This window comes from Rhodococcus sp. RD6.2, assembly GCF_001040705.1.
In the GTDB taxonomy this organism is placed as follows: Bacteria; Actinomycetota; Actinomycetes; order Mycobacteriales; family Mycobacteriaceae; genus Rhodococcus_G.
Genome location: NZ_CVQP01000009.1, coordinates 376,968 through 389,124 on the forward strand (window position 1 = coordinate 376,968; position 12,157 = coordinate 389,124).

The window sequence follows — 12,157 nt, forward strand, 5'->3', positions numbered from 1 at the left end:
ACGTCGAACGACAGGAGCCCGGTGATGGAATGGACGGTGCACGAGCTCGCTGAACGCGCAGGCATCAGCGGCCGCACGCTGCGCCACTATCACCGCATCGGGCTGCTCGAGCCCGATCGCGTCGGGTCCAACGGCTACCGCTACTACGGTCCCGACGCGGTCGCGCGTCTGCAACGGATCCTCCTGCTCCGCGACACGGGTATGCCACTGGCCGACATCGCCGCAGTCCTCGACGCACCCGAGACGCCGACCGTCGAAGTCGAAGTGCTCGAGGCCCACCTGACACAGCTCGCCGAGGACCGCGCGGCCCTGGACCGGCGCATCAGCGCGGTCGAGCACACCCTGCAGATGCGTCGAGAGGGCCGCGAACCACGCGTGGATGTGATGCTCGAGGGCTTCAACGACCGCTACGAGGCCGAGGTCGTTCGACGGTGGGGGCGCGAGGCCTTCGACGCGTCGAACAGGTGGTGGCATGCCAAGTCCGTTCGACAGCAACGCGACTGGCAGGCCAGCGCCCAGGCCCTGCTCACACGGTGGGCCGAGATCCACGAAGCCGGCCATACACCCGGCTCACCAGTTGCTCGAGCGCACGCTGCCAACCATGTGGCTTGGTTCGCTGACATCCCAGGAACACCCACCCACGCCGGCGATGCCGAACGATCCGCCGCAATGGTGCGAGGCATGGCGGACCTCTACGAGACCAACCCCGACTTCCACCAGACCTTCGGCAGCCCAGAGGCGGCGCAGTTCGCCGCAGGCGCTCTGCGCATCCACGTGCAGCATCCGGCCTGACAGCAGCGGGTGCCGTGGCGCCGTCCCGGACCGAAAGATGCCATCTCCCATCGAACACTGCCCTCACACCGTGTCACCGTCTGAAGGTTGCCCAACTCGTCGTCGAGGAGGGCTGGCCGATCAGTGAGGTCGCCGCGCGCTCCCAGGTCTCGTGCCCGACCGTGAAGCGCAGCCTTCTCCTCGTTGGGCGTCCGCAGCGTCCTCCTCGATTCGGATGGCGACGCGCACACACTCGAACATCACGACCGCGACCACGAAACCGGCCAGGGCGCCCCACTGTTCCTGCGCGAAAAGGTTGCCTCACGAGCCACTAGGACCCGATGAAGGACGACCCGAGGTCGAATATCCAGAACAGGCCCAACGGGTCGGTCGGTTCTTCCGGACATTCCCGGTCGCAGTACCCGAGGTCGATGGACCCAACTGTCACAATAGGCAGATCGCCTGGCGGCAAGATATCCGCGGCCACCGCCGTGCCCCCGCCCAGCACCCCGAGTACGGCGGTGGCGGCGACGGCGGACAGTCCTCGACGGACCCAAGTTCGATACACTTTGCGGCCTCTTTTCCTCGTGATCAGAATTGCCCGAAAGTTCCTCTCGGCGCGGCGAGCATAGGGCAGGGCCGACTGCATTGAACGGCGAATCGAATCATCATCATTGTTGGGGCCAAAGGTATTACACAACGAACGATCACCTACGTGGGCAACAGTGGTCGAGTCGCCTCGACGATTCCTCCGCCTATGGTTCCGACATGAGCGCCGCGATCCGTGCTCGTTGCGATTACTCGGTCGACGTCCCGTGACGAGCCACTAGCAGCCTTCCGGTCCTTGGATGTCCGCGGCGTCGTCCTCGATTCGGATGGCGACGCGCACACACTCGAACATCACGACCGCGACCACGAAACCGGCCAGGGCGCCCCACTGTTCCTGCGCGAACAGGAACACCTGCGTCACGAGCAGGGTGACAACGACCGACGCGCGCAGCAGACGCAGCGCGCGCAGGTAGGGGCCGCGGACGAGGAACCACAGTCCGGCCGCGGCGAGCGCCCCGGACACCATGCTCGACACCGTCACGACCAGGTCCGACACGTCGTCGATCTCGCTGTCGTTGACTCCGAGCAGCGCCACGATCACCGAGACGGCCGTGAGGACGGCCTGGATCACGAACAGCGCCAGCACGATCCGGCGCACGACGCGGTGACCGAGAACGGTCTCGGCGCGTCGGGTCACGGTGTTGCGTGCCCGGACGACTCGCGAGCCGACGCCGAGCTGCGGGAGGTCCCCGGCGTCGAGTGCCGCACGGAGGGCAGCGGCCGTGCCGGTGAGCCCCGGGTCGCGGACACCGCCCAGTAGACCGAGTGCGGCCCGACGCCGGACGTCGTCGAGATGGCCGAGCGCCAGGTCCGTGACCGCGGTGGATGCGATCGCGATGCGACGGTGGTCGGGTAGTCCGACACGGGCGATCGCCTCGCGGGCAACGAGATAGAACAGGACGAACACCGTGTAGATCAGTGCGATCGCGGGCTGGAAGAAGTAGTTGACGTCGGAGGTGACGAACTTGCCTATCTCGTCGACGAACAGGCCGAATCCGATTCCGCCTGCCACGGCGGCGAGCACGCGTACCCGGCTGCCGGCGGCGATCTCGACGGCCACGAGCGCCGACGCCATCAACAGTCCGCCCCAGAGGACGTGCGCGATGTGCAGTGGGCCGCTGCCGATCTGCGGGTAGCCGGTCGCGGCGAGGTAGGCGCGGGTGATCAGGACGGTCGCGACAGCGGCCACCAGGAACAGGTCGACTCGGGCGAGTGCGCTCGAATCGTGTTCGCGGACGGCCGCCGTCGTGGTCATCGTGGCAGTCCCAGCTTCCGGTACCGGGTGGTGCGGGCCTCGTATCGGCGGTCGGGCGGCAGGACCCTGAGATCGGCGAGTTCGCGGGCGATGGCCGCACCGACCCGTTTCGAGAACTCGATCGGTTCGTCGGCGGCGTCCGGTCGTTCGGGGATGATCGCGTCGATCACGCCGTCCCGGAGGAGGTCGAGGGACCGGATGCCCTGCGCTTCGGCCATCCTCGGTGCCTGAGACGTGTCACGGTGCACGATCGCACTGGCGCCCTCCGGGGGCAGTGGTGCGAGCCAACCGTTCTGGGCTGCGAGCACCCGATCGGCGGGCAGCAGCGCGAGCGCGCCGCCGCCGGTTCCCTGACCGAGCAGCACCGAAACGGTGGGGGTGTTCAGGGTGACGAGATCGGCGAGGCAGCGGGCGATCTCGGGCGCGAGACCGCGTTCCTCGGCTTCCTTCGACAGCGAGGCGCCCAGGGTGTCGATCACCGACACCAGTGGAATGCCCAGTTCCTCCGCCAGTTTCATCGCACGCCGCGCCTCGCGCAGCGCGCCCGGGCCCATCGTGGTCTCGGGGGACTGACCGCTGCGGTCCTGGCCGAACAGCACGCACGGCTGCCCACGGAACCGTGCCAGTGACACGAGCACGGTCTTGTCGGCCTCGCCCTGCCCGGTCCCCGACAGCGGAACCTGTTCGGTCGCGGCGTGGCGGAGCAGTTGCCGGATTCCGGGTCGGTCGGCGCGCCGGGACAGCATCACCGACTGCCACGCCGGGATGTCCGGTATGTCGACCGGTTCGGGGTGGGCGTCGACGTACTCGTCCGCTTCTCCCGTCATCACGCGCAGCGCGCGGGGAACGAGATGCCGCAACGACTCCGGTGCCGCGACGCCGTCGATGACGCCGTTGGCGTAGAGGTTCTCGGCGGTCTGCACGCCGTCGGGGAACTTCTCGCCGTACAGCGCCTGGTACACGCGGGGACCGAGGAAACCGACGAGCGCGCCCGGTTCCGCGACCGTGACGTGCCCGAGCGACCCCCAGGACGCGAACACCCCGCCGGTGGTGGGATGCCGCAGATACACGAGATAGGGCAGTCCGTTCGCCTTGTGGACGGACACGGCCGCGGCGATCTTGACCATCTGCACGAATGCGAGGGTGCCCTCCTGCATGCGGGTGCCGCCCGAGGTCGGGGACGCCAACAGTGGCAACCCTTCCGCGGTGGCGCGTTCGACGGCTGTGACGATCCGCTCGGCGGCGGCGACCCCGATCGATCCGGCGAGGAAACCGAACTCACAGGCGATCACCGCGACGCGTCGGCCTCGAACGGTTCCCTCGCCGGTCACGACGGACTCGTCGAGGCCGGTCTTGGCGCGGGCGGCGTCGAGGTCGGCTCGATACTCTGGGCCTGCGGGTACCTCGACCGGCGCGGTGTCCCAGGACCGGTAGCTGTCGGCGTCGAGGACCAGGTCGAGGACGTCGCTGGCGGACAGTCGCGCGGGCATGTGCCGACCCTATCTGCCGAGCGCCTCCTTCCAGGAGACCGTCTTGCCGACGCGCAGGATCGACCGCTGGTAGATCTTCGCCGCCGCGAGCGAGGCGGCCGCGGTCGCGGCGAGCATCAGCACGACGGTGCCGACGATCTGGCCCGGGCTCGCCACCCCCGCGGCGATCCGCAGCGGCATCAGGATGGCGGAGAACGGTGGGATCCAGCTCATCACGGTGCTGATGGTGCCGTCGGGGTTGCCGACCGCGGAGAACGCGGTGAAGAACATCGCCATGATCAGCAGCATGAGTGGCATGGCGGTGGAGTTGACGTCTTCCTGCCGCGACACCATCGACCCGGCGGCGGCGTAGAGGGCGGCGAAGAAGACGAACCCGAGAACGAACCAGCCGAGGGTGCCCGCGAGCACCGCCAGCGCCGTCCCGGTGACGGTGAGAACGCCGGTGGCGAGGGCCGTTCCCACACCCGCGACACCGTAGGCGGCGAGCTGCAGCAGTCCGACGGCGCCGATGCCGAGGATCTTGCCCCACAGCAGTTGCAGCGGGCGGACGGTGGAGAGCAGCAGTTCGACGACCCGGCTGGACTTCTCCTCGACGACGCCCATCGCGACGTACATGCCGAAGCCGAGGATCTGCATGTACAGCAGGATCACCGCGGTCACCGACAGGGCGACACGCTGCCCCTGCTCGGGATCGGGTGGGTCGATCGCGTCGACGGTGACGACGGCCGCGGAGGTCGTGGCGCCCAGCTGCGCGACGTCGACGCCTTCGGCTTCGAGCGCACGCTGCTGGGCCTGCGCGGCGACGGCGACGTCGAGGACGGTGCGCAGGCCCGCGTCGAGTTCGGATTCGGTGACGGCGACCGCGGACCCGTCGTCGGCGGGGATCAGGGCGACGTCGAGGTCGCCGGACGCGACCTGTGCCCGCGCGGTCGCCTCGTCGAGGTCGGTCACCTCGACCTCGGCGCCGACCTGCTTTCCGGTGGATTCGAGTGTGCTGGTCAGGGATTGGTCACCGACGAGGCCGACGGCCGATCGGGTGACGTCGTCACCGCCGGAGAAGACGGAGTAGCCGATGATGCCGCCGATGATGGCGATCAGGATGATGAGGTTGCTGACGAGAAAGCTCTTCTTCCGTACCTGGGTGCGGAATTCGCGGCGTGCCACCAGTGCGACTGCGCGGAGGGTTCCCACCGAGGGGCGGTCGGCGTCCGGCCGGCGGTCCAGTGTGGTGCTCATGCGGTGACGACCTCTCGGAACAGTTCGGTCAGGGACGGTCGGCGTAGCGAGAATTCGTGTACCGGGCCGGTTTTCAGCGCGGCCGTCAGCACGTCCTGGTCGGATGCCGGATCGTCGAGTTCGAGCACCGTGTGTCCGTCGGCGTGCTCGACGGTGCGCACGCCGTGAAGATGGTCGGCCCAGCCGACGGGCGCGTCGGGAGCGTGCACCACCAGTCGCGGTGTCCCGACTCCGCGGAGTTCGTCGACGGTGCCGATCGCCTTCATACGTCCGCCTGCGATGATGCCGACGCGGTGGCACAGTCGCTGGACGAGATCGAGCTGGTGACTCGAGAAGATCACCGGGACGCCGGTGTCCGCCTTCTCGGCGAGTACCGCGCTCATGACGTCGACGGCGACGGGGTCGAGGCCGGAGAACGGTTCGTCGAGCACCAGCACAGCCGGGTCGTGCACCAGCGCGGCCGCGAGTTGGACGCGTTGCTGGTTGCCGAGGCTGAGCGAATCGACGGTGTCGCCGACGCGTTCGGAGATCCCGAGGCGCTCGGTCCAATGGGCGACGGCGGCCCTCGCGTCCCGGCGGGACAGGCCATGCAGCTCGGCGAGGTAGGAAAGCTGTTCTCCCACTTTCATCTTCGGATACAGTCCCCGTTCCTCGGGCATGTAGCCGATCGTTCGGCGGACGTCGAGATCGACGGGGCGGCCGCCGAGCAGCACCTGCCCGGAGTCGGCGGCCAGGACGCCGAGCGCGATGCGCATCGTGGTGGTCTTGCCGGCACCGTTCGAACCGACGAACCCGAAGATCTCACCGGGTCGGACGTCGAAGCTGAGGTCGTCGAGCGCGACCACGTCCCCGTAGCGTTTCGAGATGTGCTCGATGGCAAGGGTGTTCGAACTCATGGCGCCTCCAGGCGATCGTTGTCGGTCGTCGGGTGTGACTGGTCGGGGTAGGGGTCGGGGCGGCTCCACGCGAGGATCATCGTGGGGGAGCAGCCGCCGATCAGCAGGGTGGTGAGGGTGAGCAGTCCGCCCGTGTACGCCATGGTGGTGTGGCCGCCGTCGGTGAGACTGCTGCCGACGACCAGGTAGGCGACCGGGATCATCACCAGCCACTGGGTGATGCTCAGGCCGATGGGCCGTGCGGCGTTGCGCTGCTGTATCTCCCATTCGTCGAGGGCGTCGGCGGGCGCGTCGCCGAGTTGCCCCGACACGATCGACAGCGAGATCCAGATCGGGAAGAACACCAGGCAGGCAGGCAACCACAGCAGCGGAGCGCGCTCGAAGAAGTGGCAGAGGACGCCGATGGTGAGCATCAGGGCGAAGACGGCGCCGAGTGCGACGACGAGGATTCGGCGCCGGGATCGGGTGCGCCACCGCGGCAGCATCGTCTCGGTCTTCTCGGATCTGACGAGAAAGCGTCGCGCGCGGTGCCGTTGGTAGCGCTCGAAGAGGGTCTGCTCAGGCATGTCGATCGTCTCCCTCCGGTCGGCCCTGTCGGTAGTACTCGGTCGAGAGGGGGGTGAACTCGGTGCGCGAGAACACCGCCTCGACTGGGAGTCCGAAGACCTCACAGATGCGCAGTGCGAGGTCCAGGCTGGGGTAGTGGTCGCCGCGTTCGAGTGCGCCGACCGTCTGTGGGTTCACCTCGATCAGTTCCGCGAGTCGCGCTCGGCTCAGGGAACGCTCCGCCCGCAGGACCGCGATGCGGTTGTGGATGGGGCGGGATTCCCCGCGTCGAACCGGACTCATGCACCCGAGTGTTGTGAAAACCCAACAGTCCGTCAAGTTGTTCAAAGGATCGGGAGGGCGTCGAAGCGGTACGACGTGGTGTAGTAGCGTCGGTGTGTGCACGTCACGGACTCGGCTCGGGTGCGCGGTGGTGCGGTCGGCGCGACCACCGCGGCGCTTGCGGTCGCCGCGCACGGTGCTGCTGGTGGTGGAGTTCCCACCGAATCCAGCATCCTTCTGCTCACCGGTGTTGCCGTCGTGCTCGCGTCCGTTGTGACCGCCGTACCCGTGTTCCAGCACCGAGTCGCCGCGGTACCGGCGCTTCTCGCAGTGGGGCAGGTCGCCGCGCACCTCGCCCTCGCGGTCGGAGCGGGCCACCACCTCGGTGTGGCGCCGGCGATGCTCGCCGCCCACGGCATCGCGATCGCACTCTGCGGCCTTCTCATCGTCGCGGCCGAACGCGTCGGACCGGCTGCCGCGGCTGCCGTGCGGTCGGTTGTCGCGGTCCTGCTCATCCCGGTCCGGGCCGTGGGCGGCGTCGCGGTCGCGCCCGCACCCGTCGCCGTCCGATCCCTCGCGACAGTTCTCTGCCGCAGCTGCGCGCCCCGGCGCGGTCCACCCGTCCTCGGCTGAATTCCGACCGACTCCGGCGCCCCGACACTGCGGTGCGTCGACCCCGCGCGCCCTCGTGCGCCAACTCAGCCTTGAAGGACAACCGAATCATGATGACGACACACCGCTTTCGCAACGCACTGCTCGCCGGCGGTACCGCGCTCTGCCTGGGGGCCGCCCTCGTAGGCTGCTCCGCGGACGACTCCGGCGCCGCGCCGGCAGCCGACTCCGTGACCCTCACCGACGCCTGGGGCAAGGCCGCCGAGGCCGGCAGCATGACGGCCGTGTTCGGGACCCTCTCCAACAGTGCGGGATCGCCGGTGACGCTCACCGCGGTCACCACCGACGCCTCCCCGCGGGCCGAACTGCACGAAATGGCGTCCGACGGATCGGGTTCGATGTCGATGCGCCAGAAGGAGGGTGGCCTCGAGATCCCCGCAGGAGGAGACAGCGTCCTGCAGCCGGGCGGCGAGCACGTGATGCTGTTCGACCTCAGCGCGCCGCTGAAGGCGGGCGATCAGCTGTCGATGACGCTGACGTTCTCCGACGGCAGTACCACCGACGTCCACGCGCAGGTCCGGGACTTCTCCGGCGCCCAGGAGAACTACTCCGAGAGCAGCGGTGAAGCGACCGAGCACGGTGGCGACATGGCCGAGCACGGTGGCGACATGGCCGAGCACAGCGGCGACATGAACGGCCACGCCGGTGGCTGATCTGAGTCGCCGCCGACTGCTCGGTGGCGGTGCACTGGCCGTCGGGGGTGCCGCGCTCGGATGGGGCGCGGCGTCCGCGGTCGACCGGACCGCGTCCGCGGTGACACCGGAAACGGTGCCGTTCCACGGTGAGCATCAGGCAGGTGTCGCGACGACTCCGCCCGCGCACACCACGTTCGTCGCGCTCGATCTGCGGCCCGACGCGGACCGCGACGCGATCATCCGGCTGCTGCGGGTGTGGACCGACGACGCCACTCGGTTGACCGAGGGGCGCCCCGCGCTCGCCGACACCGAACCCGAGCTCGCACCGACCCCGGCCCGGCTCACGGTCACCGTCGGGTTCGGGCCACGCGTGTTCACGGTGGCCGGTGTCGAGGACCGGCGGCCTTCCTGGCTCGCGCCGCTGCCGCCGTTCGCGGTCGACCGACTCGAATCCCGCTGGAACGATGGCGATCTGCTGCTGCAGGTCGGATCCGACGACCCGGTGACCGTGGCGCACGCCCTGCGTGTCCTGCTCAAGGGGTCGCGGACGACGGCGACGGTGCGGTGGACGCAACGCGGGTTCCGACGAGCTCGCGGCAGTGAGCCCGAGGGCACCACGATGCGCAACCTCATGGGACAGGTCGACGGCACCGTGAATCCGCAAGGCGGAACCGCGGACTTCGACGGCCTCGTCTGGAACACCGACGGGCCGCTCGCGGGCGGGACGTCGGTGGTGATCCGCCGGATCCGGCTCGACCTCGACGCCTGGGACGAGTTGGACCGTCCGGGACGCGAGATCGTCATGGGCCGACGGCTGTCCGACGGGGCGCCGCTGACGGGGAACGCCGAACACGACGAACCGGACTTCGGTGCGATCGGCTCCGGTGGGTTCACGGTGATCGCGCCGAACTCTCACATCGCGCTGTCCCGGTCCCTCGACCCGAGTGAGCGCTTCCACCGGCGGTCGTACAACTACGACGACGCCCCCGCCGGGGATGAGGTGTCGGACTCCGGGCTGATCTTCGTGTCCTACCAGGCGGATCCGGTCGCGCAGTTCGTCCCCGTGCAGCAACGCCTGTCGGATGCGGACCTGTTCAACACGTGGTCGACGCCGATCGGGTCGGCGGTGTTCGCCATCCTCCCGGGTTGCCGCGAGGGCGAGTACCTGGGTCAGTCGCTCCTCGGGTAGGCGCCTCACTCCTCGGTAAGGTGCCCGCCGTCCATCCGCCACCGGCGGGTGCTGCGCATCGTGTCCAGCATCCGCCGGTCGTGGGTGACGAGGAGCAGCGTCCCGTTGTAGGACTCCATCGCCTGCTCGAGCTGTTCGATCGCGGGCAGGTCGAGATGGTTGGTGGGCTCGTCCAGCACCAGCAGGTTCACGCCGCGGGCCTGGAGCAGGGCGAGTGCGGCGCGGGTGCGCTCACCGGGGGAGAGCGAATTCGCCGGGCGCAGAACGTGGTGCCCCTTGAGGCCGAACTTGGCGAGCAGGGTGCGGACGTCGGCGTCGGGCCAGTCGGGCACCTGCGCGCCGAACGCCTCAGCGAGCGGCTGATCGCCCTCGAACAGTCCGCGGGCTTGATCGACCTCACCGACCGCGACGCCGGAGCCCAGTGTTGCGGTGCCCTCGTCGGGGGTGAGGCGGCCGAGCAGCACACTCAGCAGCGTCGACTTGCCGGAGCCGTTCGGTCCGGTGACGAGAATGCGGTCACCCCAGTCGATCTGGGTGTGGATCGGGCCGAGCCGGAACGTTTCACGCTGAACAACGGCACCGGACAGCGTCGCGACGACGGCGCCGCTGCGGGGTGCGTCGGCGATCTCCATCCGCAGTTCCCACTCCTTGCGGGGCTCCTCGACGACGTCGAGGCGTTCGATGCGGCGTTGCGTCTGACGGGCTTTCGCGGCCTGCTTCTCCGTGGATTCGGCGCGTGCCTTGCGTCCCATCTTGTCGGAGTCGGCGCCCTTGGCCTTGCGGCGGTTGTTGCGGACACCGTGCTCGAGCCAGTTGCGTTGCATCTGCGCCCGCGCCTCGAGGCCCGAGAGGGTGTCGGCGTACTCCTCGTACCGCTCGCGTGCGTGCCTGCGGGCGACGGCTCGTTCCGCCAGGTACGACTCGTAACTGCCGTCGTACACGGCGATCTGCTGCTGTGCGAGATCGAGTTCGACGATCCCGGTGACGGTGCGCGCCAGGAACTCCCGGTCGTGGCTGACCACCACGACGCCCGTGCGTGTCTCGGCGACGAACCGTTCCAGGCGTTCGAGGCCGTCGAGGTCGAGGTCGTTGGTCGGCTCGTCGAGCAGCAGGACGTCGTATCGGGACAGCAGCAGCGCCGCCAGCCCGACGCGCGCGGCCTGCCCACCGGACAGTGCCGTCATCTCGGCGTCCAGTCCCGCGGTGAGGCCCAGGTCGTCGAGGACCTGTCCGGCCCGCTCGTGCAGGTCGGCGCCGCCGAGCGCGAGCCAGCGTTCGAGCGCGTGCGCGTACCGGTCGTCGCCGCCCGGCTCCGTCAGCGTTTCGGCGGACGCGTTCATCTCGGTCTCGGCGGCGGTGACGCCGGTGCGGCGACCGAGGTACGCCTCGACGGTTTCGCCGGGGATGCGTTCGAGTTCCTGGACGAGGTGCCCGACGGTCGCGTCCGGCGGGCTGAGGGAGACCGTGCCCTCGACGTCGGCGGTGGTGTCGCCGGAGAGGATGGACAGCAGGGTGGACTTGCCTGCGCCGTTGGCTCCGACCAGGCCGATCACGTCCCCGGGCGCGACCACGAGATCGAAACCGGTGAACAGGGTGCGTTCGCCGCGAGCGGCGGAGACGTCGTCGGCGTGGAGGGTGGCGCTCATGAGGTGATTGTCTCAGTCGCCGCTGTGACCGCCCGAGGCGGGAACAATCGCAGGTTCGATGTGGTTGGAGTGTTGCATGACATCTGTGAGCCCAGTTCCGAACGTGCCGCTCAATGACGGCAACACCATCCCCCAGGTGGGGTTCGGGGTGTGGCAGGTTCCCGATGACGAGACCTTCACCGCGGTGACCAGTGCCCTGAGCATCGGCTACCGCAGCATCGACACCGCCGCGATCTACGGCAACGAGGTGGGAACCGGGCGGGCGATCGCCGCGTCCGGCGTGCCGCGTGACGAACTGTTCGTCACCACCAAGCTGTGGAACGGCAAGACCCAGCCGTGGACCCGTGACTCCGTCTTCTTCGAGTTCGACGCCTCGCTCGACCGGCTCGGCCTCGACCACCTCGACCTGTACCTGATCCATTGGCCGCGCGCCGTGCGGGACGACTACCGCGAGATCTGGCGGGCACTGACGGAGTTGAAGGCCGACGGCCGCGTCACGTCGATCGGCGTCTCCAACTTCCAGCCCGCCCAGGTGCGCACCATCATCGACGACACGGGCGTCACCCCGGTGATCAACCAGATCGAGGTGCACCCCGATTTCGCGCAGCCCGAATTGCGGGCCCTGCATCAGGAACTCGGCATCGTCACCGAGGCGTGGTCGCCGCTCGGCCAGGGCCGGGGCCTGCTCGACGATCCGGTCCTCGCCCGGATCGCGGAGAAGCACCAGCGGTCGACGGCACAGGTCGTGTTGGGCTGGCACCTGCAGCTCGGCAACGTCGTGATCCCGAAGTCCGTGACGCCGCACCGGATTCGGCAGAACTTCGAGGTGTTCGACTTCGAACTGGACACCGACGATCTCGCCGCCATCGAGAGCCTCGACGTCGGCAACCGGCTCGGCCCCGATCCGGACACCTTCGACGTCTGAGCAAT

General features: G+C 69.0%; 12 protein-coding genes. 5 read left to right on the forward strand and 7 right to left on the reverse strand.

The features are described 5' to 3' along the window. The first annotated feature begins 36 nt into the window (after nt 1–36). Nucleotides 37–792 (forward strand): MerR family transcriptional regulator, encoded by a 756-nt coding sequence (locus RHCRD62_RS20660; RefSeq protein ID WP_253277410.1) that lies wholly within the window; start codon nt 37–39, stop codon nt 790–792. Nucleotides 793–1,597: 805 nt separating this feature from the next. Here the strand turns inward: RHCRD62_RS20660 and RHCRD62_RS20670 are convergent. Genes RHCRD62_RS20670 through RHCRD62_RS20695 form a run of 6 tightly spaced genes read right to left on the reverse strand, consistent with a single transcriptional unit; the run spans nt 1,598 to nt 7,106 of the window. Next, nucleotides 1,598–2,635, reverse strand: a complete 1,038-nt coding sequence (locus RHCRD62_RS20670) for a hypothetical protein (RefSeq protein ID WP_050066601.1) — start codon at nt 2,633–2,635, stop codon at nt 1,598–1,600. Further along, entirely contained in the window at nt 2,632–4,125 is a 1,494-nt protein-coding gene (locus tag RHCRD62_RS20675) for an acetyl-coenzyme A carboxylase carboxyl transferase subunits beta/alpha (RefSeq protein WP_050066602.1), read from the reverse strand. Before RHCRD62_RS20675 ends, RHCRD62_RS20670 begins: the two co-directional genes overlap by 4 nt. Nucleotides 4,126–4,134: 9 nt before the next feature. Continuing rightward, the gene (locus RHCRD62_RS20680; RefSeq protein WP_050066603.1) at nt 4,135–5,361 is read right to left on the reverse strand and encodes an ABC transporter permease; all 1,227 of its coding nucleotides are present in this window, start codon (nt 5,359–5,361) and stop codon (nt 4,135–4,137) included. Next, a complete protein-coding gene (locus RHCRD62_RS20685) occupies nt 5,358–6,257 on the reverse strand; it encodes an ABC transporter ATP-binding protein (protein ID WP_050066604.1) in 900 nt (299 codons plus the stop codon). The genes RHCRD62_RS20680 and RHCRD62_RS20685 overlap by 4 nt, the downstream gene beginning before the upstream one ends. Beyond that, nucleotides 6,254–6,823: a hypothetical protein gene (locus tag RHCRD62_RS20690; protein WP_050066605.1), complete on the reverse strand. Its 570-nt coding sequence runs from the start codon at nt 6,821–6,823 to the stop codon at nt 6,254–6,256. Before RHCRD62_RS20690 ends, RHCRD62_RS20685 begins: the two co-directional genes overlap by 4 nt. Continuing rightward, the gene (locus RHCRD62_RS20695) at nt 6,816–7,106 is read right to left on the reverse strand and encodes a helix-turn-helix transcriptional regulator (RefSeq protein ID WP_050066606.1); all 291 of its coding nucleotides are present in this window, start codon (nt 7,104–7,106) and stop codon (nt 6,816–6,818) included. Before RHCRD62_RS20695 ends, RHCRD62_RS20690 begins: the two co-directional genes overlap by 8 nt. Before the next feature lie 96 nt (nt 7,107–7,202). Here RHCRD62_RS20695 and RHCRD62_RS20700 point away from each other — a divergent pair, with 96 nt between their 5' ends. The 3 genes from RHCRD62_RS20700 (at nt 7,203) to RHCRD62_RS20710 (ending at nt 9,581) form a co-directional block, all read left to right on the forward strand. Then, nucleotides 7,203–7,718 (forward strand): hypothetical protein, encoded by a 516-nt coding sequence (locus tag RHCRD62_RS20700; protein WP_050066607.1) that lies wholly within the window; start codon nt 7,203–7,205, stop codon nt 7,716–7,718. Between the two features lie 89 nt (nt 7,719–7,807). Continuing rightward, a complete protein-coding gene (locus RHCRD62_RS20705; protein WP_084734412.1) occupies nt 7,808–8,410 on the forward strand; it encodes a copper chaperone PCu(A)C in 603 nt (200 codons plus the stop codon). Then, nucleotides 8,403–9,581 carry a Dyp-type peroxidase gene (locus RHCRD62_RS20710; protein WP_050066608.1) on the forward strand — a complete coding sequence of 393 codons (1,179 nt, stop codon included), beginning with the start codon at nt 8,403–8,405 and terminating at the stop codon, nt 9,579–9,581. The genes RHCRD62_RS20705 and RHCRD62_RS20710 overlap by 8 nt, the downstream gene beginning before the upstream one ends. Before the next feature lie 5 nt (nt 9,582–9,586). On the opposite strand, the gene RHCRD62_RS20715 is transcribed toward RHCRD62_RS20710, so the two are convergent. Then, complete coding sequence (locus tag RHCRD62_RS20715) at nt 9,587–11,227, reverse strand: ABC-F family ATP-binding cassette domain-containing protein (protein ID WP_050066609.1); 1,641 nt, start codon at nt 11,225–11,227, stop codon at nt 9,587–9,589. A gap of 76 nt (nt 11,228–11,303) precedes the next feature. Between RHCRD62_RS20715 and RHCRD62_RS20720 the strand changes: the two genes are divergently transcribed. Continuing rightward, nucleotides 11,304–12,152: an aldo/keto reductase gene (locus RHCRD62_RS20720; RefSeq protein WP_216596654.1), complete on the forward strand. Its 849-nt coding sequence runs from the start codon at nt 11,304–11,306 to the stop codon at nt 12,150–12,152. The last annotated feature ends 5 nt before the right edge of the window (nt 12,153–12,157 follow it).